This is a genomic window from Bradyrhizobium amphicarpaeae, from assembly GCF_002266435.3.
GTDB lineage: Bacteria > Pseudomonadota > Alphaproteobacteria > Rhizobiales > Xanthobacteraceae > Bradyrhizobium > Bradyrhizobium amphicarpaeae.
Window position 1 is genome coordinate 6624050 of record NZ_CP029426.2, and the last position, 21499, is coordinate 6645548.

The window sequence follows — 21499 nt, forward strand, 5'->3', positions numbered from 1 at the left end:
CGGTTACGGCCGGCGTGCGAAGCCGTCATGGCAAAGCCCGAAGGACAGGCCCGTTCACGCGGAAAGGAACGGCTTGGACGGTCTGCGTGCCGGGCCTGCCGCCCCGGCGGCCAGCGGCGGGTTCGGCGTGGTCGGGTGCTCACGCTCGACATGATCAAGCAGGCAGGACCGCAAGGTTTCGATCTCCGGGCAATCGGCGGTGCCGAGCGGACCGATCAGGAAGCCGCTCGCCAGGGGCTCGCATCTGTAGCCGGGACAGCGCTGCACCCTGTCGGCGATCACGACGTCGACCTTGCCTTCGCGCAGTTCGTGCAGCCCCGCCGGCTGGCTGATGCGAATGGCGAGTTGGGGATGGGCGCCGCGGATCTTCGCCAGTCGCGCCCGCAATCCATCGACCGCAAAGCTCGCGTGGAGCCCGATATGCAGCAGGCTTGTGACGCCCTCGGGCTTGAGTTCGGCGGTGGCCTCGGCAAGGCGACGAAACGCCTTTCGGACCTGCGCCAGATAGGTTTCGCCGGCAGAGGTCAGGATGATCTGCCGCGTGCGCCGCTCGAACAGCTGCACGCCGAGCCGCTCTTCCAGCAGGCGGACCTGCTGGCTGATCGCACCGGCCGTGACGTGCAGTTCGTGGGCTGCCTGCTTGAAGCTGAGATGACGGGCAGCGGCCTCGAAGGCGCGCAGGGCATTGAGTGGTGGCAGCAGATACGTCATGGCCGGCTCCGGGCGATGCGGGGAGACCGGGAGGATGCATGAGTTTTCCTCGCCCGACAAAAGAGAAATCCTGCTTTGTCGCCGGTGACGGCGAGCGATACCCCAGGGCCGATCTCCATAAGCCCCGGGAAACCCGCCGCAGTGCCTGCCATGCCGTCGATCGAAAATTCCTATTCCTGGATTCGCCTCACCGCCTCCATCGCACTCAGCGCCTTGGGCTGCGTCGGCATGTGGTCGCTGATCGTGGCGCTGCCGGCGGTGCAGGCCGATTTCAACGCGCCGCGCGCCGAGGCGACCCTGCCCTACACGCTCGCCATCATCGGCTTCATGATCGGCGGCATCATTGTCGGGCGCCTCGCGGATCGCTTCGGCATCCTGCCGCCGCTAGCCGGCGGCACGATGCTGATGAGCCTCGGCTATGTCCTCACCGCCTTTGCCCCCAGCCTGTCGGTGTTCGCGATGATCTGCGGCGTGACGATCGGGCTCGGAGGCGCGGCGAGCTTCGCGCCCCTGGTGGCCGACGCCTCGCTGTGGTTCGACAGACACCGAGGCCTTGCCATTTCCCTGGCGACGGCCGGCGGTTCGCTTGCCGGCGTGATCTGGCCACCCATCGTCCAGCATGCCATCGCCGCACATGGCTGGCGACAGACCCATATCGGCATCGGCCTGTTCTGCCTGGTGACGATGCTGCCGCTCTGCCTGGTTCTGCGGCGGCGGCCGCCATTGCACATTGCTGCGCGCGAGGCCGCGCATGGCGGCGGCACGATGCAGACCATCGGCCTGTCACCGGCCAGCACCCAGGGACTGCTCGCTTTGGCCGGCATGTGCTGCTGCGTCGCCATGGCGATGCCGCAGGTCCATCTGGTCGCCTATTGCGGCGATCTCGGCTACGGCTCCGCGCGCGGCGCCGAGATGCTGGCGGTTATGCTCGGCTTTGGGGTGGCGAGCCGTCTGATCTTCGGCTGGGTGTTGAACCGCATCGGCGGCCTGCCGACCTTGCTGCTGGGCTCGGGGATGCAGGCCATGGCACTTGCGCTCTACCTGCCGTTCAACGGGCTGGTCTCACTCTACGTCGTGTCCGCCATCTTCGGGCTGGCGCAGGGCGGCATCGTGCCGAGTTATGCCGTGATCATCCGCGAGCTGTTCCCGGCGCGGGAGGCCGGCTTTCGGGTCAGCCTCGCCATCTCGGTCACGCTTGCCGGCATGGCGCTGGGTGGCTGGATGGCCGGCGCGATCTACGACCGGACCGGCTCCTACGCATCGGCGCTGCTCAACGGCATCGCCTGGAATCTTGTGAACATGGCGATCACAGCCTGGCTGCTGCAGCGCCGGCGCCAATGTGCCGTCGGCGCCCTCGCTCCGCCCTAACTGATGTTCAGCAGGATCCGCCCCGAGGTGCCGCTGCGCATCAGGTCGAGCGCGTCGTTGACGTCGTCGAGCGCGAACTCGTGAGTCACGATTCCGCGGTAGCTCACCTTGCCGGCGTCGCTCAGCCGAACGAGGCGTGGAATGTCGCGCGCCGGCTGGCACTGGCCGCCTTCGGAGCCTTTCAGAACCTTCTCGAAGTGGAGCGGCAGCGTGTAGATCTCGGCCTTCTCGCGGGGAACGCCGACGAGGATGCAGCGGCCCTTCTTCGCCGTGATCTCGTAGGCGAGCTCGATCAGATTCTTGACGCCGGTGGTCTCGACGACCTTGTCGGGTCCGTCGGCTCCCGTGATGGACCGAATCGCGGCAGCGACATCCTTGACCGCTTCAGAGTTGATGGTGTGGGTGGCGCCAAAGTCCTTCGCCATCGCCAGCTTGTTGTCGAGGCGGTCGATCGCGATGACGGGATAGGCGCCGACCATCGCGGCAAACTGCACGATGTTCAACCCGACGCCGCCGACGCCGAACACGACGACGGCTTCGCCGATGGCGATCTGCGCGTCGTTGTTGACGACGCCGAGCGCGGTCGTCACCGCGCAGCCGAGCAGCGGCGCGCTGGTGCGGTCGATCGTGGCGGGAACGGGCGTGACGCGGTTCTCCGACACCACGGCATATTCGTTGAAGGTCGTGACCCAACCGGCATTGAGGCGTTTGCCGCGCCAGTTATAGACCGGCGTGTTGGACTGGATGCCCTTGCCCGGCCGCCAATGCATGACGACGGTGTCGCCCTGCTTGCAGGAGACGACGCCGGGCCCGGTTTCGACGATCGTTGCCAGCGCTTCGTGCCCCAACAGATGCGGCAGGAACTTGTCGACGCCCTTGACCGCGTCGATCTCGTTGATCTGCGCGCCGCAGATGCTGGAAGTGTGCACGTGCGCGAGCACCTGGCCATGCTCGAGCCTGTCGGGCAAATCAAACTCGTCGACGATCAGCGGCTTGCCGGATTCGACGAGAATGGCCGCCTTGGCAGTCTTGATGTCCATGAGGCGCGCCGATCACTCGAAATAGATGAATTCGTAATCGCCGGTGTAGCCGAGCTTGCCGTAAAGCCAGATCCATTCCGACGTGTGCAGGATGGACTCCGCAGTCAGCGCCCAGCATTCGAGGTTGTGCAACTCGGCGACGGTCCGATAGCCCTCGACCATGACGTATTTGTTCTTGCCGACGCGCTCGATCTCGTTCAGCGCGGCATTGAGCTCGTAGAGACGGAGATTGTGCAGCGTGCCGAGCGAGATCACGAGATCGAAGCTTTGATCGCCGTAGGGATAGATATCCTGGGCGCGATAGCTGAACAGATACGGCTTCACCTGCTCGTGCGCGTTGGCAAGGCCGTGCTTGGAGATATCGAAGCCTGTGACCTTCAGGCCCGGCAGGATCTTCTGCATCTCGTACAGCAGGAAGCCCTTGCCGCAGCCGACGTCGAGCACGCTGGAGCCGTCCTTCAGGCCATAGGTCTCGATCAGCGCCTTGGCGACCGGCGCCCAGCGGCCCTCGATGAAGCGGTAGCCGCCATAGCCGAAGCGACGGTCGCCATCCCAATAATCGGCCTCGTATTCCCGCGCCTTCAGCGAGCAACCGATCTTGTCGTCGTTCATGCGCCCCATGTAGTCGCGCTTAGTCGCCGTATGCAGCGGCGTCACGATATTCAGCAGTCGTCCCATTCAGCCCTCGCATTCCACCGCGCGTTGCGATTGTCGCGACCGGCCGGGAGCCGTGAGTCGCGACTTGCGAATCCTTCTAGCATTGGTGGTCGGGATCATCATTGTTTCAGATCAATGATGGGGAACCCCGACGACCGTCCCGGGCAAGGCGCCGGCGAAGCCAGCCGGTCGGCACCTTACGAACATTTCATTTTCTGCGACGCTGTGACGCTTGCCGGGCATCGAAGGGAACGGAGCGGGTGAGCAACCGTTGCTCCTGCATCCCCAACAGCATGGAGCCCGATATGACAATGCGCAGAACTTTCGTCGCCCTTGCGACCGCCGGAGCGATGTTCTCGACGGCGGCATCACCGGTGCTTGCGGCGCCGCTGCCGATCGCAAATCCCGGCCCGGACCAAGGCCTGCAGCAGGTTCAGTACCGGCATTGGCACGGAGGACATCGGCACGGCTATTACGGGCATCGTCGCGGTTACGGTGGCGGCGCAGCCGTTCTGGGCGGCCTCGCCGCCGGCGCGATCATCGGCGGCGCAATCGCCAACAGCCAGGCTCAATCCAACGCTGCCTCCTATTGCGCGCAACGCTATCGGTCCTACGATCCAGGCTCAGGGACCTATCTCGGCAATGACGGTCTGCGTCACTCCTGCCCCTGACGCGCAGTGAGCATGCGGCAGCCTCTCACACCGTGAGGGGCTGCCGACACTCGACCTGCGGAAAGCAGCAAGCGTGTCTTGATTCCGGGCTTCGCTGCGATATACAGTTCCCATCATGATGTTCGCGTCCACATTCTCCCCGCTGATCTGAACGGCTGACGTCGTTTCCGGCGCATCCGCGCCAATCAGATCAAACCGGCTGCGCTCGATGCGGCAGCCGAACGGAGAATGTGCAATGCCCAAGACACCGAACAGGTCGGCCTGACGCCCCGTCAGGTCCAGAACTTCATCGACGACGGTTTCGTCAAAATCGAGAATGCCTTCAGCACCCAGCTTGCGAAGCGATGCAGGGACGAGCTGTGGGCGGATATTGGTCTGTCGCCAGACCACCCCGAACACTGGACTCAACCCGTTGTCAGGGTAGGGTCGAAGGCTTCCCCCCCTTTCATTGAAGCCGCGAACGCGCCACCCCTGAACAAGGCCTACGATCAACTCGTCGGCGAAGGGCGCTGGCTTGCGCCGACATGCCTCGGAACCTTTCCGATCCGCTTCCCGTCAACGGAAACCTCCGGTGATGATGGCTGGCATGTGGACATGAGCTTTGGCATCGCCAATCCGGATTTCATGGAGTGGCGCGTCAATGTGAAGAGCAGCGGTCGCGCGCTGCTGATGCTCTTCCTGTTCTCGGATGTCGGTGCCGACGATGCGCCCACGCGGATCCGAAAAGGCTCGCATGCCACGATAGCGCGGGAGCTGCTGCCCTATGGCGATGCCGGTGCGACGCTCCGGCAGCTCTCGGCCGAGGGCTACGCCTCGACAATGAATTGCGAGATGACACTGGCGACCGGTGCGGCGGGCAGCGCTTATCTGTGCCATCCGTTTCTCGTTCATACCGCGCAATCCCACCGAGGGACACAGCCGCGCTTCATGGCACAGCCTCCGCTGCTGCCGAAGGGCGAGTTTGATCCGGCGCTGCCCCCTTCGCCGGTTCAGATTGCCATCCGGCAGGCTTGCGGACTGAGATTCTAGTCGGACGATATCCGGGACCGTGGAGCGGCCCCGGATATGCCCGGTTTCGCCAGGCCTATTGCACCTCGATATTGGCGTCCTTGACCAGCTTGCGCCAGCGCTCTTCCTCCCGGGCGACATAGCGATCAAGCTCTTCCGGAGCGCTGCCGACCATGATGAGGCCTTCGTTCGCCTCGAGCTTCTTGAAAGCACCGGACTGGACGGCTTTTGCAATCGCCTGATTGAGGCGTGCAATCACCGGCGCCGGCGTCTTGGTCGGAGCGTACAATCCGTACCAGGACTCAGCCGCGTAGCCGGGAACCCCGGCCTCGGCGACGGTCGGCAATTGCGGAAACGCCGCCGAACGCTCGGCGGATGTGACGGCCAGCGCCCGGAGTTGCCCGGCTGACACCAGCGAGGCCGCGCTTGCCACGGTGGTGAACATCACGTCGATCTGTCCCCCCAGGAGATCGCTGATCGCGGGTGCCGCGCCCTTGTAGGGCACCGCCGTCATCTTGACCTTCGCCATCGCGTTGAACAGCTCGCCGGCGAGATGGGCCGAGGTGCCGGTCCCGAACGTGCCAAAGTTGAGCTTGCCCGGATTGGCCTTGGCCTCGGTGATCAGGTCGGAGATCGAGTTGATCTTGGACGCGGGGTTGACGACGACGATGTTGAAGGACCGCGCGATCAGGGAAACCGCCGCGAAATCCTGGTGCGGATCGAACGGCAGCTTCTTGTACAGGCTCGGGTTGACCGCGTGCGCGAAGGTCGCCATCAGCAGCGAATAGCCGTCGGGCTCGCTGGTGGCCACCGTTTGGGTCCCGATGATGGTCCCGGCGCCCGGCTTGTTCTCGATGATGACGGGCTTGCCGAGATCGGTCTGGATTTCCTGAGCTGTCGTTCGCGCCATGATGTCGGTCCCGCCGCCGGCTGCGAAGGGCACCACGATCTTGATGATCTTGTCGGGATATTCGGCGCGCGCCGGCGTCAGTCCGAGGCCCGCGACGACCGCACAGGCGAGGATGGCAAGACCTCGCTTGCGCCGGGCAGCAAAGCCCTTCCCGCGAACGCCGCCGTCATTGATGATTCCGCCACTGGCCATCTGGAGCTCCATCCCATTTTGTTCAGACATTGAGAACGACCAATCCGTCAGCCGCCTTCACGCCGCGGCCCGCCGGCAAGACGAACACCGGATTGATCTCCGCCTCGGAAAGTCGATCGCCGAGCTGCGCAACCATGCGCGAGAAGGCTACGACAGCTTCCGCGAGCGCTTCGACATCGCATTTCGGGCGGCCGCGAAAGCCATCCAGCAACGGCCAGGAGACGAGTTCGCGCGCCATCGCTCTCGCCTCGGACAGACCGAGACCGCCTTCCGGTGGGAGAAGACGCATCGTGGTGTCCTTGAACAGTTCGGCGGTGACCCCGCCCATTCCGAGGAGGATGGCGGTTCCCAGAGGATCGCGATGCATTCCGAGAATGATCTCGACGCCACCTGAAATCATCTCCTGCACCAGGAATTGGTCGGGCCGCCTCCCGGCCCTTGCTTCGACCTCATCTGCCATTGCCGTCAGGCGGCTGCCGACCGTCTCGGCGGTCAGGTTGACCGCGACGCCGCCGACGTCGCTCTTGTGCGCGATCTCGCGCGAGAGAATCTTGAGCACGACGCGGCCGCCGAAGTCGCGCGCCGCCTGTTCGGCTTCGGCTACCGTTGCGACCACTTTCTCTGCGGCGACCGGAACACCAAAGCGAGCGAACAACGCTTTCGCCTGTGCCTCATCGAGCGAACCAGTCGGGACGTCGCCGATATCGACTGACGCCTCGATCGCGCCTGATGTCTGGACCTGCTGCGGCATCCCGGCCCGCAACAGCCCGTCGAGCGCGGCCGTACAGCTCTCGGCCGACGTGTAAGCCGGGACGCCGCGCCGGGTGAGGACGGAAACCACCTCGGGCGCGTAGGGGCTGACATAGGCAATGACCGGCTTGTCGCTGAGCGGCAGGCAGTCGCGGATGGCATCAGCCATCAGGGCTGGCGATCCCACGGCCGACGAGCCGGCAATGACGACCAGCGCGTCGTAGGAGGGACTGGCGAGCAGGATGCGGATGGCGGCACGAAGCAGATCGGGCTCCAGGCCGGCGAGGGTCACGTCGATCGGATTGCGATCGAGATTGGCCTGCGGTCCCGACTGGAGGCTGCGCAATTGCGCCGCCGTCTCGGTGTCGGGGGCCGGCGTCGCAAAGCCGGCGACGCCGAGACTGTCCGACACGATCGTGCCGGCGCCGCCGGTCGATGTGAGGATCGCAACACGCCGGCCGGAGAGCTTGCGTCCGGCGGCAAGGACTGCGGGAATGTCGAGCAGGTCTTCGAACGTTTTTGCCCGGATCACGCCGAGTTGCCTGAACAAGGCGTCATACATGCGGTCGGAGCCAGCGAGTGCGCCGGTGTGCGAGACCGCCGCTTGCGCGCCGGCCTCCGATCGACCGATCTTGAAGGCGACAATGGGCTTGCCGGCGCGGCGTGCTTTCAGCACCGCCTCGCGAAAGCGAGACGGATTTCGGATCGCCTCGACATAGAGGGCAATGACGCGCGTTGCGCTGTCGTCGGCGAGGAAGTCGATGAAATCGGCGAGCTCGAGATCGGCTTCGTTGCTGGTCGACACCAGCTTGGACAGGCCGACCCCGCGCGCCGCGGCGCGCGACAGCAAGGCACCGAGAATGCCGCCGCTTTGCGAGATCAATCCGACCGGCCCCGCCGGGAAGTCATCCATCGCCAGCGCGCCCGACGCCGACAGCACGATATTGTCGGTGAGATTGACGAGGCCGATCGTGTTCGGCCCGAGGATCCGCATGGAGCCGGCGGCTTGCATGAGCTGCTTCTGGCGCTCCGCGCCTTCCGCCCCCGTTTCGGTGAAGCCGCTGGCAAGCACGATCGCCGCGGCAGCCCCTCGCTCGGACAATTCGCGCACCGCGACGTGCGCGCGCTCGGCGCCGAGCAGGACGAGGCCGACGTCAGGCACATCGGGCAGCGAGGCGATGTCGGGGTAGCAGGCCAGACCGCCGATATCAGCGACCTTCGGATTGACGGGATAGATCGCGCCGGCGAAGCCAAGCTTCCGGAGATAGGACACCGGCCGCCCCGAGGTCTTGCCCGGGTCCGCCGATGCACCGATGATGGCGACACTGCGCGGCCGGATCAGGCGTTCGATGGCGTCCATGGCTCAATCCTTCGAGGCGGATTGCGCAAGGAACGCGGTCACAGCATCGCGATGCTCCGCGCTGGTGTAGCAGATGGCCTGCGCCTGGCTGCCGAGACTGAAAATGTCGTGCGCCGAATGCTCGAAGGTCTCGTTCAGGATCTTCTTGCCCAGCGCCAGCGCAGTGGGAGATCCCTGAGCCAGTTCGAACGCCCAGGCCTGCGCTGCCGACAGCAGCTCGCTCGAGGCCACCTTGCGATCGACGATGCCGAGCGCGAGCGCTTCGTCAGCCTCGACGACGCGCCCGGTGAAGATCAGCTCCTTGGCCCTGGAAAGCCCGACCCGGCGCGGCAGGAAATACAGGCCGCCGCCGTCGGGGATCAAGCCTCGCTTGATGTAGGACCAGGTGAACTTCGACCGCTCCGTGCCCATCACGAAGTCGCAGGCCAGCGCGGTGTCGGCGCCGAGGCCCGCTGCGGCGCCGTTGACGGCGGCAATGGTCGGCTTCGGCAGGCCGAGCAGGAACGACTGCACGTGATGCACGCCCTGCTGGCGGCTCCATCCGTTGAAGGCGACTTCGCCCTGCGGCGCCGCGAGCCGTCGCTTCATTCCGCTGATGTCGCCGCCGGCGCAAAACGCACTGCCGCGCCCCGTCAGCACCAGGGCCTTGATCGCCTTGTCGCGGGCCACGGCTTCGAGCGCAGCGACGAACTCGGTGCGCATGTCGTCGCTCATGGCGTTGCGCCGGTCCGGCCGGTTGAATGCAATCGTCGCGACACCGGCCTCGACGGAAAATTCGATGAGCTGATAAGACATGAGCTGATAAGACATGGCAGGCTCCCTGGCTGGCGTCGGACCGATCGCCGCGACGCATTGCGGAGGCCAAATGCCGATTTCGGCCGTGCCGTTTCCTCGTCGAGCCCCAGCGCGGCCGGGGCATTTTCTTCCCTGCGCTGATAGCGGCTTGCACTGCCCGAAACATCCCCATATTTCCACTTAGTGGAAATGTCAGGAAGAGCAGATGGCGCGCATTTATGCGGGTGGAGTTGATGGCAATCGCTCGCTCGAGCGGGGCATCGAGATCCTCCGGGCATTCCGGCCCGGCGTCGACACGCTCGGCAACGGCGAGATCGCGGAGCGAACAGGCTTGCCGCGATCGACGGTCAGCCGTCTGACGCGAACGCTGGTCAATTCCGGGATGCTCGACGAAGTCCGGAACCAGCGGAGCTACCGCCTTGCCGCGTCCGTCATCAGCATCGGCCACGCGATGCGGACGGGATCACCCGTGCTGAACGCGATCGGACCGATGATGCGGGCCGAATCGGCCAGGCGGCGGCTGAACGTGGGGCTCGCGACCGCGGATCGAACCATGATGGTCTATCTGGAATCGATCCGCTACAGCCCGCGCGCGGCGCTGCGCAACGTGGTCGCCGGACAGCAGGTGCCCATGGAATTGACGTCGCTCGGCCGCGCCTACCTCGCCGGCATCGCAGAGACCGAGCGCGAGCGGTTGCTGAAACAATTCGAACGGCGCAGCGCTGCGGCCACCAAGGCACTGCTCGCAGACGTCAGGCGATCGATCAGCGCCATCGCGCGCGACGGCTATTGTGCCGTCTCCTGGCAGCCCGCCGTTCTCGCCGTCGCCACGCCGATCGTGCTGGACGGACTTCCGGTCTACGCGCTCAACATGAGCCTGCAGAACGTCGAACGCTCCGAGGCGCTGGCGGGCGAGATGGGCGCCTACCTCAACGCGTTTGCGGCGAAGTGCAAGGAGGTGCTGACGGGCGGCTGACGGGAATTTGCGCCGTCAAAGCTTTCCATACACCCGCCCCGCCACCGCCTTCAGGCGCTCGACAGAGCCGGACTCGGCATGCGGCTTGACCGGCGCGAACAGGATCGAGGCCTGCCTGCCGTTCTTCCAGACGAAGATGTTGACGGCGTTGCCGTTGCCCTTGGTACAGGAATGCTCGCCGAAGGCTTCGCTGCCGAATTCGGGGATCGCCACGTGCTTGCAGGGACCTGCGCGCTTCATCATGCCGATGGCGGTGTCGCGCGAGGTCGCGATCACCGCGACGGTCATGGTGTTGGCCTCGCGATCGAACATCATGCAGCTGCCCGCGCCAGTCCGCTGCACCGTCAGCGTGCCCGTGTCGAGAAAGCCGTCGGCATCCGCAGCCGTGAGCCACTCGCAAGTGCCGAACCGCTCGCTGCTCCTGCTGACGCTACCGATGGCCACGCGCGCAGCTTCGGTGATCGGCCCGAGCAGCGCATCGTCGGCGCGCCGGCCGATCGGGTAGACGCTGATCTGCAGAATGTAATCGCCCGACAAGGCGACGACCGAGGCCTCCTGGCGCTCGGCGCCGGCTGCGCTCGTTCCGCCCTGGCCTTCGTCACCGATCCCGGACACCGCGTTGAGCGGCATGCGCTCGGCAAGCGTCTTGACGAAGGTCAAGTACAATTCCCTGGCGCGGTCCTTGTCGGGATTGCGGAACACGGTGAGCATCATCGTGTCGCCGCGCCCGGCCTGATAGATGCAGCCGCGACCATCCTGATTTGAGATCAGCGACCATTTGAGCGCCGGCATCGCAGCGGCAAGCTCCTTCGCGCTGATGAACGGGCAGGTTTCAGCCGCGCGTGCGGGAAGCACCGGGGCGGCTGCAATCGCAAGAAATAGAGTGAGGCCGGAGAACAGACGTTCGATGGTGCGCATGGGGGACCTTTACTATCGAAATGGCGCACCCGAAACGATTAGACGTCGTCACCGCCCGTCAAATTCGGCCCAGCAATCCGCGGTTTCGTAGACCCGCACGGCCGACAATTGCGGAAGGCTCGGCTTCAGCCGGTCCCAGATCCAAATCGCGATATTCTCGGCGGTCGGGTTCTCGAGGCCTTTGACCTCGTTCAGGCAGTGGTGATCCAGCGCGCCCAGGATGTCGGCGAAGCTTTTCTCGATGTCGAAGAAATCAGCGACGAAGCCGGTGTGCGGATCGACCGGTCCGTCCAGCAGGACCTCCACCCGGTAGGAATGACCATGCAGCCGGCGGCATCGATGGGTCTCGGGCACGTTCGGCAGCCGATGCGCCGCCTCGAACTTGAACGCCTGCGATATCCTCATCCAACTCCTCACACGGCGTGGCCATCCGGCCTCGGGCCCGTCTGGCGACCGGATGCTGCTTGGTTCCAACCTTTCGGCGAAGAATGGCGCGCCCGGAACGATTCGAACGTCCGACCCTCAGATTCGTAGTCTGATGCTCTATCCAGCTGAGCTACGGGCGCGTTTTTCGCGAACGATGCGGGCCTAAGCCCGCAGGCAGCCTCCGGACAGCGCCGGAGGGGTGCGAAAGAGCGCTCTGACTAACCGCTCTTGCCCCGGTTGGCAAGGTCCGGGATGGGGAGATTTTCGCGTACCTCCACCTCATCATCGTCATTCCGGGATGGCCCGCAGGGCCAGACCCGGAATGACGGGTCAGATGGCTGTGCACGGCCGCGCGTAGAGATCGCCAACTCGGCCGCTGGCCGACTACGCCCTCTGCCGCTCGTTGCGGATGGAGAGCAGTTCCACGGGGCGATCGGGGATGACGATGCGGAAGGTGGCGCCGATGGTGCCTTCGACGAGGTGGATGTCGCCGCCATGGGCGCGGACCAGCTCGGCGGCGATGGCAAGGCCGAGGCCGCTGCCGCCGGGACGGCCGGAGGTCTGGAACGCCTCGAACAGGTGCTGCCTGGTTTTCGGGGGCACGCCGGGGCCGGTGTCGGAGACCTCGAGAATCGCGACGGCGCCCTCGCGTTTTCCCGTGATCCGGATCTGCTGCACCCCGCCCTCGCCCGAAGAATGACTCTCCAGCGCCTGGGCGGCGTTGCGGACGAGGTTGAGCAGCACCCGGAACAGCTGATCGGGATCGGCATCGACCGCAAGCCCGCGATCGATCGCGGCGACCCAGGCGATCGAGGCATCGCTGGCGAGACCCGCCGTCTCGCGCACCTCCAACACCACGGGCTCGATCAGGATCATGCGCCGGTCCGGCGCGGCTTCCTGGGCACGGCCGTAGGACAGCGTCGACTGGCAGAAGGCGATGGCGCGCTCGAGCGAGCGCACGAGCTTCGGCGCAAAGCGCTGCACCCGCGGATCCGGCACGCTGGCGAGCTGATCCGACAGCAGCTGGGCCGAGGCCAGCAGATTGCGCAGATCGTGGTTGATCTTGGACACGGCAAGGCCGAGGGCGGCGAGCCGGCTCTTCTGATGCAGCATCGACATCAAATCGCGCTGCATGTCCGACAATTCCCGCTCGGCGACGCCGATTTCGTCGCTGCGCTGGCTCGGCACGATGATCCGCGCCGAGCTTTCGGGGTTTTCGTGGAAGCCGACCAGGCTCGCGGTCAGCCGCCGCATCGGGCGCACGAAGAGATAATGAAGCGCGAGATAGACGAGGCCCGCGGTCAGCGCCGCGATGATCAGCGCGACCACCACGACATTGCGGGAGAACCGGTACATCTGCTGCCGCAGCGGCAGCTCGTCGGTGACGATCTCCATGAACTGGGCATTGCCGACGCCGGGCCCGACGATGCGAATGGCCTGGTTGCCGGTCTCCAGCATCATCCGGAACGAGCCGGTGATCGCCTCCCACGCCGTCATGTCGCGCAGGTCGATGTCGTGCTCGATGGCGGTCGGCAGATTGTCGCTGGCGAGCAGCCGGCGCTGCTGGCCCATCTTGATGGCGACCGCGCGGGCATTGATGCTCTTCAGGATCTGACGCGACAGCGAATCGGGAACCATGCCGAGCGGCGCCGCATCGAGCACCAGCGCCGCCGTGTTGGCGGCGGCGACGCGGTCATTCAGCCGGTTGACCCAGAAGTTGGCGATGGCGGGCACATAAAGCAGGCTGGCCGCGATCATCACCAGGGGAATGGTGAGCAGCAGCAGCTTGCCAGACAGCCCGAGCCCCCGCGTCCCGCGGCAGCGCGTCGCCGGCTGGTCCTGCTGATCCTGATCCTGGACCGGCTGGAGGTCTGTCGCTGCCACGAAATGCGCCCTCGCTGCCTCTGGCGGGTGAAGGATCGGCGGGTATGAAGATGCGGTCCGGCCCCGGTCGGGTCAAATTACGGATCGCTAATCTGCCAAGGTGGGATGTAATCGCTGATATGACGAGTCGCCACCTCAAGGATTAAAAACCCCGCACAAACAGCGATATTCACCGGAACCGTGCGCTTGTGCGGCGTTGACGAAAACAAGGCGCTCCCTTATAAGCCGGCCAAATTGTCCGCGATGACCCGGTGTGACGCCGGGAGCGGCTCTCTTAGGGGCCGAAAAAGGCCCGTTTGGGGCCGCATCTTCCGGGCTTTACCTTCAATTCTACAGGCAAATTGCCCGGTCAGCGGAGAAAAACCCGTGAAGCGGACTTATCAACCCAGCAAACTGGTGCGCAAGCGCCGTCACGGCTTCCGTGCCCGTCTCGCCACTGCCGGCGGTCGCAAGGTTCTCGCCGCCCGCCGCGCCCGCGGCCGCAAGCGTCTGAGCGCCTGAGCCGGACCCTCTTTTCCGGGATTTCATCATGGATCGGCTGAGGCAGCGGGCGGATTTCCTCGCCGTTGCCAATGGCGCGCGGGTGAATAGTCCTGCGTTCGTCCTGCAAAGCCGCCTCCGTGACGACGGCGGTCCGATCCGGATCGGCTTCACCGTTACCAAAAAGAACGGCAACGCCCCCGTGCGCAATCGTATCCGGCGACGGCTTCGCGAACTGGTGAAGCGGGTCGATCCGGTGTCGATGCAGCCCCATCATGATTATGTCCTGGTCGGCCGAAGGGACGCGCTCTCGCGCGACTTCGCCACCATGCTCGACGATCTGCGCATAGCGTTCACGAAGCCCGCGCGGCATACGCACAGGGATCGCGGCCCAAGACACCCAGGGCCCGGCCCCGTCCCAGCTGCCAGCCGCAAACCGGATTGATGACGAGACAATAGTGATGACCGACAATCGCAACACCATCCTCGCCGTCATTCTGTCGGGCCTCGTCCTGATCGCCTGGCAATATTTCTACAACGTGCCGGCGATGGAGAAGCAGCGCGCCCAGCAGCAGGCGCAGACCGAGCTTCAGAAGACCACGCCGCAGCCGACCGCATCGGCAACGCCGGGCGCCACGCCGGCCGCCGGCGCCGCGCAGCCGTCGACCCCGGGCGTGAACCAGCAGGCCCAGCCGGTCGTCGCCCGCGACACCGCGATTGCCGCCAGCCCGCGCGTGAAGATCGACACGCCGCGCATCGTCGGCAGCCTCTCGCTGAAGGGCGGCCGCATCGACGACATCGCGCTGGTGCAATTCCGCGAAACGGTCGACCCGAAGTCGCCGCCGATCATCCTCTATTCGCCCTCTGGCACCGCGGAGCCCTATTACGCCGAGTTCGGCTGGGTGGCGGCAACGGGCGTGACCGCGAAAATGCCCGATGCCCAGACCGTCTGGCAGCAGGAGGGCAGCGGCAGCCTGACGCCGACGACGCCGGTTGTCCTGAAGTGGGAAAACGGCGATGGCCTGACCTTCCGCCGCACCGTCGCGGTCGACGACCATTATCTCTTCACCATCAAGGACGAGGTGAGCAATGTCGGCAACGCGCCGGTCACGCTCTATCCGTTCGCGCTGATCTCGCGCCACGGCGCGCCGCAGGTCTCCGGCTACTACATCCTGCATGAAGGCCTGATCGGCTATCTCGGCGATCAGGGCCTGCAGGAATATGCCTACAAGAAGATCGACGAAGCCAAGAAGGTGGACTTCAAGGCCACCAACGGCTGGCTCGGCATCACCGACAAGTACTGGGCCTCGGCGCTGCTGCCCGACACCAATGCCCCGCTGCAGGCGCGCTTCTCCTCGAACCCGGTCGGCAACGTCCACACCTACCAGACCGACTACCTGCTCGACCCCGTCACCGTCGCGATCGGCGGCACTGCGACCGCGAACGCGCGGCTGTTCGCGGGCGCCAAGGAAGCCGGCGTGGTCGGCGTGTTCCCGTTCGCCGGCCTCGGCGGCTACAACAAGGCGCTGGGGCTGAACCACTTCGATCTCCTGATCGACTGGGGCTGGTTCTACTTCATCACCAAGCCGATGTTCCTCGGCCTCGACTTCTTCTATCGCTTCTTCGGCAATTTCGGCATCTCGATCCTGCTCGTGACGGTGATCGTGAAGCTGTTGTTCTTCCCGCTGGCGAACAAGTCCTACGCCTCGATGGCGAAGATGAAGTCGGTCCAGCCGCAGCTTGCGGCGCTGAAGGAGCGCTACCCCGACGACAAGGTGAAACAGCAGCAGGAGATGATGGAGATCTACCGCAAGGAGAAGATCAATCCGGTCGCCGGTTGTCTTCCCGTTGTGATCCAGATCCCGGTGTTCTTCTCGCTCTACAAGGTGCTGTTCGTCACCATCGAGATGCGGCACGCGCCGTTCTTCGGCTGGATCAAGGACCTCTCCGCGCCCGATCCGACCAATTTGTTCACGCTGTTCGGCCTGATTCCGTTCGATCCGACCACGCTGCCGGTGTTCGGCCATTACCTCGCGCTCGGCATCTGGCCGATCATCATGGGCATCACGATGTGGTTCCAGATGAAGCTGAACCCGACGCCGCCGGATCCGACGCAGCAGCTGATCTTCAACTGGATGCCGCTGATCTTCACCTTCATGCTGGCGGGCTTCCCGGCGGGTCTCGTGATCTACTGGGCCTGGAACAACACGCTCTCGGTGCTCCAGCAGAGCTACATCATGCGCCGCAACGGCGTGAAGGTGGAGCTGTTCGACAATCTCAAGGCGACGTTCGCGAGGAAAGCGACGTAGCTTCCCGTCATTGCGAGGAGCGAAGCGACGAAGCATCCAGACTGTTTCCATGGACGCATTCTGGATTGCTTCGCTTCGCTCGCAATGACGAGGTAGACAATTGAAAGCCTTCGCATGACCGACGACGAAGATGCGAAGCTGATCGAGGCCGGACGGAAGCTGTTCGCGCGCGACTGGCAGTTCATCTGGGCCTCGCCTTCGATCCAGACGCTGCCGCCGATGGCGGGGCTGGAGGTGGCCTTTGCCGGCCGCTCCAATGTCGGCAAGTCGAGCTTGATCAACGCGCTCACGGGGCGCAACGCGCTGGCGCGCACCTCGCATACGCCGGGCCGCACCCAGGAGCTGATCTTCTTCGAGGTCCCCGGCAAGACCGATCTGCGGCTCGTCGACATGCCCGGCTATGGCTACGCCAAGGCGCCAAAGAGCCAGGTCGCGTCCTGGACCGAGCTGATCCACAAATTCCTGCTGGGGCGCGCTTCGCTCGCGCGCGTCTATGTGCTGATCGACGCGCGCCATGGCCTCAAGGACGTCGACCTCGAGGTGCTCAAGACGCTCGACCGCTCCGCCGTCAGCTACCAGGTCGTGCTGACCAAGGCCGATCAGGTGAAGGCCTCCGAGCTGCAATCGCGCATCGCGGAGACCGAGGCCGCGCTCGCCAAGCATCCGGCCGCGTTCCCGAACGTGCTCGCGACCTCGTCGCGCAGCTCGACCGGCATGGAAAGCCTGCGCGCCGCGATGGCGAAGCTGCTGGAAGAGCGGGCCTCGTGATGGTGGCACAGCGCCTGCTGATCGGGCTGGCCGGCTTGATGGGCGCCGCCGGCGTCGCGCTGGCCGCGGCTGCCGCCCATGGCGCCGATGCAAGCCGGCTGGCTTCCGCCAGCGCGATGCTGCTGTTTCACGCAACTGCCATACTTGCCGCGACGGCGCTGCTCGCGCGCGGCCTTCTGCACGGCGGAATTGGCCTCATCGGCGCGTTCGGCTTCGTGATCGGCGCGGCGCTGTTCGCGGGCGACCTGACCTTGCGGCAATATGCGGGGCACGCGCTGTTTCCGATGGCGGCCCCGACGGGTGGGACGGTGATGATCGCGAGCTGGCTGGCGGTGACGCTGGCGGCGATGGTGGCGAAGCGCTGACCGTAGCCCGGATGGAGCGAAGCGCAATCCGGGCTACGCAGCGGCATGTCTGCCACACTTTGCGCCGCGCCCGCCAATCGGATAGAACGCGCACCGACCGACCCGCCAGCGAGATCCGCCTCATGACCGAAATCTCCCCGCTCGACCAGGCCCGCATCCTGTCCGAAGCGCTGCCGCACATGCAGCAGTATGACGAGGAAACCATCGTCATCAAATATGGCGGCCATGCCATGGGCGACGAGGAGACCGCCAAGAACTTCGCGCGCGACATCGTGCTGCTGGAGCAGACCGCGATCAATCCGGTCGTGGTGCATGGCGGCGGGCCGCAGATCGCGACCATGCTCAAGCGCCTCGGCATCGTCTCGGAATTCGCAGCCGGCCTGCGCATCACCGATGCGGCGACTATCGAGATCGTCGAGATGGTGCTGGCCGGCTCCGTCAACAAGCAGATCGTCGGCTACATCAACGAGGCCGGCGGCAAGGCCGTGGGGCTGTCCGGCAAGGACGCCAACATGGTGAAGGCGACGAAGACGACGCGCACCATCATCGACCCGGGCTCGCATATCGAGAAGGCGGTCGATCTCGGCTTCGTCGGCGACCCCGAGAAGGTCGACCTCACGCTGCTCAACCAGCTGATCGGCTACGAGCTGATCCCGGTGCTGGCGCCGCTCGCGACCTCGAAGGACGGCCAGACGCTGAACGTCAACGCCGACACCTTTGCAGGGGCCGTCGCCGGCGCGCTGAAGGCCAAGCGGCTGCTGCTGCTCACCGACGTGCCCGGCGTGCTCGACAAGTCGAAGAAGCTGATCCCGCAGCTCTCTGTGAAGGACGCGCGCAAGCTGATTGCCGACGGCACCATTTCCGGCGGCATGATCCCGAAGGTCGAGACCTGCATCTATGCGCTGGAGCAGGGCGTCGAGGGCGTCGTCATCATCGACGGCAAGATGCAGCATGCCGTGCTGCTCGAGCTCTTCACCAACACCGGCACGGGAACGCTGATCCACAAGTGAGGGACGAGCGGACAAAGAACGGCGTCATGGTTGGGCTGGGGCAGGGACGCCCCCGCCGCTCGTCCATGACCCGCTTCCTGATGGCGCTGCCGGCCGCGGCCGTCTCGTTCGTGTTCTCCTCGGTGCCGGCCTTCGCCGATCTGAAGATCTGCAACCGGATGTCCTATGTCGTCGAGGCCGCTATCGGCATCGACGACAAGGCGGCGACGGCGACACGGGGCTGGTTCAGGGTCGATCCCGCCACCTGCCGCGTGGTGGTGCAGGGCACGCTGACGGCCGACCGCATCCTGCTCAACGCCCGCGCGCTCGGCGTCTATGGCGCCTCCCCGATTCCGCAGAACGGCAGCGACATGCTGTGCGTGGCGCAGGACAATTTCGTCATCGCCGCGGCCCGGCAATGCCGCAGCGGCCAGACCCAGGCCGCCTTTACGCAAGTGACGCCGGCGCAAGGCGCCGACGGCAACCTGATTGCCTATCTCGCCGAGGATTCCGAATATGACGACGAGCAGGCTCGCCTCGCCGGGATCCAGCGGCTGCTGGTGATCGCGGGCTACGATGCCGCGCCGATCGACGGCGTCGACGGGCCGAAGACCCAAGCGGCCCTGGCCGCGTTCCTGAAGAGCCGCGGCTTGTCCGCGGACATCGTGGGCTCGCCGAATTTCTTCAAGACCATGGTCGATGCGGTGCAGACGCCGTCCGCGACCGGCCTCACCTGGTGCAACGACACGCCGCACAAGGTGATGGCGGCGATCGCAACCGACGACGGCAAGTCCGTCACCAGCCGCGGCTGGTATCGCATCGATCCCAAGACGTGCCTGCATCCTGATGTCACCGGCCAGCCGAAGCAGATCTTCAGCTTCGCGGAGGCCGTCGACGCCGACAACCGCGCCGTCAAGCTGAAGGACAAGCCGCTGAACTGGGGCGGTGACAGGCAGCTCTGCACGCGCGAGACCAAGTTCGAAACCAATGAGCAGGCCGACTGCAGCGCGCGTGGTTTCGCGGCAACCGGCTTTGGCCCCGTGGACATGTCGAGCGGCGGCAAGACGCTGCGCTTTACAGCGCCGTGAATGAAAGAGTTGCGATGAACCAACCCCGCGGCTTCACTCATGTCGACACCTGGGTGTTCGACCTCGACAACACGCTGTATCCGCATCACGTCAATCTGTGGCAGCAGGTCGATGTGCGGATCACCGAGTTCGTGTCGAGCTGGCTGCAGGTGACGCCGGCGGAAGCGCGAAAACTCCAGAAGGATTATTACCTGCGCTTCGGCACTACCATGCGCGGCATGATGACCCTGCATGGCGTGTCCGCCGACGACTATCTCGCCTACGTCCACAAGATCGACCATTCGCCGCTGGAGCCGAACCCGGCGCTCGGTGAAGCGATCGCAAGATTGTCGGGGCGCAAGCTGATCCTGACCAACGGCTCGGTCGACCATGTCGATGCAGTGCTGGCGCGGCTCGGCCTGGCAACGCATTTCGACGGCGTGTTCGACATCATCGCCGCGGAATTCGAGCCGAAGCCGGCGGCGCAGACCTATCGAAAATTCCTCGCCGACCACGCGGTCGATCCGACCAAAGCCGCGATGTTCGAGGACCTCGCCCGCAACCTCACCGTCCCGCACCAGCTCGGCATGACCACGGTGCTGGTGGTGCCGGATGGGACCAAGGAGGTCGTGCGCGAGGACTGGGAGCTGGAAGGCCGGAATGCCGCCCATGTCGATTACGTCACGGATGATCTGACAGGGTTCTTGGACAGGCTGCCGCGATAGTCCCGTAGCCCGGATGAGCGAAGCGACATCCGGGAAATTGGCCCGAGCGGTCCCGCATATCGCTACGCTCATGCGGGCTACGGATCTTCGCGGGTGACGATGGCGAAGCCAAGCTTGACTCCGCCCCTCCAAATCCCGAAAAAGCGCCCCAATCCGTCAAAATTCCCTTCCCACGAGGAAATCCCGATGTCCCTTGCAGCCCTCGAATCCACCATCAACAGCGCCTTCGACGCGCGCGACGGCATCTCGACCTCGACCAAGGGCGAAGTACGCGAGGCCGTGGATCAGGCGCTGGAGACCCTGGACAAGGGTGAGGCCCGCGTCGCCGAGCGCGGCGCCGACGGCAAGTGGAAGGTCAATCAATGGCTGAAGAAGGCCGTGCTGCTGTCGTTCCGCCTCAACGACATGGGCGTCATCAACGGCGGCCCGGGCCAGGCGAACTGGTGGGACAAGGTGCCCTCGAAGTTCGAAGGCTGGGGCGAGAACCGTTTTCGCGATGCCGGTTTTCGCGCCGTGCCGGGCGCGGTGGTGCGCCGCTCGGCCTTCATCGCCAAGAACGTCGTGCTGATGCCGTCCTTCGTCAATCTCGGCGCCTATGTCGATGAGAGCACCATGGTGGACACCTGGGCCACCGTCGGCTCCTGCGCGCAGATCGGCAAGCGCGTGCACATCTCCGGCGGCGCCGGCATCGGCGGCGTGCTCGAGCCGCTGCAGGCCGAGCCCGTGATCGTCGAGGACGACTGCTTCATCGGCGCCCGCTCGGAAGTTGCCGAAGGCGTGATCGTGCGCAAGGGCGCGGTGCTGGCGATGGGCGTGTTCCTGGGCGCCTCCACCAAGATCGTCGACCGCGAGACCGGCGAGATCTTCATCGGCGAAGTGCCTGAGTATTCGGTGGTGGTACCCGGCGCGCTGCCCGGGAAGCCGATGAAGAACGGCCAGATCGGCCCCAGCACCGCCTGCGCCGTGATCGTCAAGCGCGTCGACGAGCGCACGCGCTCCAAGACCAGCATCAACGAGCTGCTGCGGGATTGAGGCCGCATCTGAAAAGTAAACCGTCACCCTGAGGCGGCCGCCCCTTCGGCGGCCCTCGAAGGGCGGCGGCCGGGCTCGGCCACGCATCCCTCGCGGCT

At 65.3% G+C, this 21499-nt stretch carries 22 protein-coding genes and 1 tRNA gene; 13 read left to right on the forward strand and 10 right to left on the reverse strand.

Annotated features, from left to right (window positions below; genetic code table 11):
• Nucleotides 1–54: 54 nt before the first annotated feature.
• Complete coding sequence (locus CIT40_RS31090) at nt 55–711, reverse strand: LysR family transcriptional regulator (RefSeq protein ID WP_094893088.1); 657 nt, start codon at nt 709–711, stop codon at nt 55–57.
• A gap of 150 nt (nt 712–861) precedes the next feature.
• On the opposite strand from CIT40_RS31090, the gene CIT40_RS31095 reads away from it, so the two are divergent.
• A complete protein-coding gene (locus tag CIT40_RS31095; RefSeq protein WP_162307759.1) occupies nt 862–2079 on the forward strand; it encodes an MFS transporter in 1218 nt (405 codons plus the stop codon).
• Here the strand turns inward: CIT40_RS31095 and CIT40_RS31100 are convergent.
• Complete coding sequence (locus CIT40_RS31100) at nt 2076–3119, reverse strand: zinc-binding dehydrogenase (RefSeq protein ID WP_094893090.1); 1044 nt, start codon at nt 3117–3119, stop codon at nt 2076–2078. The two genes, CIT40_RS31095 and CIT40_RS31100, sit on opposite strands and share 4 nt — an antisense overlap.
• Before the next feature lie 12 nt (nt 3120–3131).
• Nucleotides 3132–3797, reverse strand: coding sequence for a class I SAM-dependent methyltransferase (locus CIT40_RS31105; protein ID WP_094893091.1), 666 nt, complete (start codon nt 3795–3797; stop codon nt 3132–3134).
• A 284-nt stretch (nt 3798–4081) separates the two neighbouring features.
• Here CIT40_RS31105 and CIT40_RS31110 point away from each other — a divergent pair, with 284 nt between their 5' ends.
• Both CIT40_RS31110 and CIT40_RS31115 read left to right on the forward strand, forming a co-directional pair.
• The gene (locus CIT40_RS31110) at nt 4082–4447 is read left to right on the forward strand and encodes a BA14K family protein (protein ID WP_094893189.1); all 366 of its coding nucleotides are present in this window, start codon (nt 4082–4084) and stop codon (nt 4445–4447) included.
• Between the two features lie 228 nt (nt 4448–4675).
• Nucleotides 4676–5476 (forward strand): phytanoyl-CoA dioxygenase family protein, encoded by an 801-nt coding sequence (locus CIT40_RS31115; protein WP_094893092.1) that lies wholly within the window; start codon nt 4676–4678, stop codon nt 5474–5476.
• Nucleotides 5477–5531: 55 nt separating this feature from the next.
• On the opposite strand, the gene CIT40_RS31120 is transcribed toward CIT40_RS31115, so the two are convergent.
• From CIT40_RS31120 to CIT40_RS31130, 3 genes are read right to left on the reverse strand one after another with little or no spacing between them, the layout of a single operon-like run.
• Nucleotides 5532–6557 (reverse strand): tripartite tricarboxylate transporter substrate binding protein, encoded by a 1026-nt coding sequence (locus CIT40_RS31120; protein WP_094893190.1) that lies wholly within the window; start codon nt 6555–6557, stop codon nt 5532–5534.
• A 22-nt stretch (nt 6558–6579) separates the two neighbouring features.
• Nucleotides 6580–8667, reverse strand: a complete 2088-nt coding sequence (locus CIT40_RS31125) for an acetate--CoA ligase family protein (RefSeq protein ID WP_094893093.1) — start codon at nt 8665–8667, stop codon at nt 6580–6582.
• A gap of 3 nt (nt 8668–8670) precedes the next feature.
• Nucleotides 8671–9462, reverse strand: a complete 792-nt coding sequence (locus CIT40_RS31130) for an enoyl-CoA hydratase/isomerase family protein (protein ID WP_094893191.1) — start codon at nt 9460–9462, stop codon at nt 8671–8673.
• 205 nt (nt 9463–9667) lie between these two features.
• On the opposite strand from CIT40_RS31130, the gene CIT40_RS31135 reads away from it, so the two are divergent.
• Entirely contained in the window at nt 9668–10438 is a 771-nt protein-coding gene (locus CIT40_RS31135) for an IclR family transcriptional regulator (RefSeq protein WP_094893094.1), read from the forward strand.
• Nucleotides 10439–10453: 15 nt separating this feature from the next.
• Here CIT40_RS31135 and CIT40_RS31140 read toward each other — a convergent pair whose 3' ends face one another.
• From CIT40_RS31140 to CIT40_RS31155, 4 genes are all read right to left on the reverse strand, one after another.
• Nucleotides 10454–11356: a hypothetical protein gene (locus CIT40_RS31140; RefSeq protein WP_094893095.1), complete on the reverse strand. Its 903-nt coding sequence runs from the start codon at nt 11354–11356 to the stop codon at nt 10454–10456.
• A 48-nt stretch (nt 11357–11404) separates the two neighbouring features.
• On the reverse strand, nt 11405–11761 hold the full coding sequence (gene queD / locus CIT40_RS31145; protein ID WP_094893096.1) for a 6-carboxytetrahydropterin synthase QueD: 357 nt from the start codon (nt 11759–11761) through the stop codon (nt 11405–11407).
• An 84-nt stretch (nt 11762–11845) separates the two neighbouring features.
• Nucleotides 11846–11922 (reverse strand) — tRNA-Arg (locus tag CIT40_RS31150).
• Nucleotides 11923–12166: 244 nt separating this feature from the next.
• Nucleotides 12167–13666: an ATP-binding protein gene (locus CIT40_RS31155; RefSeq protein ID WP_094893097.1), complete on the reverse strand. Its 1500-nt coding sequence runs from the start codon at nt 13664–13666 to the stop codon at nt 12167–12169.
• 366 nt (nt 13667–14032) lie between these two features.
• Here CIT40_RS31155 and rpmH point away from each other — a divergent pair, with 366 nt between their 5' ends.
• From rpmH to dapD, 9 genes are all read left to right on the forward strand, one after another.
• Nucleotides 14033–14167 carry a 50S ribosomal protein L34 gene (gene rpmH / locus CIT40_RS31160; protein WP_008542748.1) on the forward strand — a complete coding sequence of 45 codons (135 nt, stop codon included), beginning with the start codon at nt 14033–14035 and terminating at the stop codon, nt 14165–14167.
• Nucleotides 14168–14195: 28 nt separating this feature from the next.
• A complete protein-coding gene (rnpA, locus tag CIT40_RS31165) occupies nt 14196–14591 on the forward strand; it encodes a ribonuclease P protein component (protein WP_094893098.1) in 396 nt (131 codons plus the stop codon).
• 16 nt (nt 14592–14607) lie between these two features.
• A complete protein-coding gene (yidC, locus tag CIT40_RS31170) occupies nt 14608–16455 on the forward strand; it encodes a membrane protein insertase YidC (protein ID WP_162307760.1) in 1848 nt (615 codons plus the stop codon).
• Nucleotides 16456–16569: 114 nt separating this feature from the next.
• Nucleotides 16570–17223 (forward strand): ribosome biogenesis GTP-binding protein YihA/YsxC, encoded by a 654-nt coding sequence (gene yihA / locus CIT40_RS31175; RefSeq protein WP_094893100.1) that lies wholly within the window; start codon nt 16570–16572, stop codon nt 17221–17223.
• On the forward strand, nt 17223–17588 hold the full coding sequence (locus CIT40_RS31180) for a DUF423 domain-containing protein (RefSeq protein ID WP_162307910.1): 366 nt from the start codon (nt 17223–17225) through the stop codon (nt 17586–17588). Before yihA ends, CIT40_RS31180 begins: the two co-directional genes overlap by 1 nt.
• Before the next feature lie 122 nt (nt 17589–17710).
• On the forward strand, nt 17711–18598 hold the full coding sequence (gene argB, locus CIT40_RS31185) for an acetylglutamate kinase (protein WP_094893102.1): 888 nt from the start codon (nt 17711–17713) through the stop codon (nt 18596–18598).
• 80 nt (nt 18599–18678) lie between these two features.
• Nucleotides 18679–19665 (forward strand): DUF1036 domain-containing protein, encoded by a 987-nt coding sequence (locus CIT40_RS31190; RefSeq protein ID WP_094893192.1) that lies wholly within the window; start codon nt 18679–18681, stop codon nt 19663–19665.
• A gap of 14 nt (nt 19666–19679) precedes the next feature.
• Nucleotides 19680–20369, forward strand: coding sequence for a pyrimidine 5'-nucleotidase (locus tag CIT40_RS31195; protein WP_094893103.1), 690 nt, complete (start codon nt 19680–19682; stop codon nt 20367–20369).
• Nucleotides 20370–20555: 186 nt separating this feature from the next.
• Nucleotides 20556–21401 (forward strand): 2,3,4,5-tetrahydropyridine-2,6-dicarboxylate N-succinyltransferase, encoded by an 846-nt coding sequence (gene dapD / locus CIT40_RS31200; protein WP_094893104.1) that lies wholly within the window; start codon nt 20556–20558, stop codon nt 21399–21401.
• Nucleotides 21402–21499 lie beyond the last annotated feature (98 nt).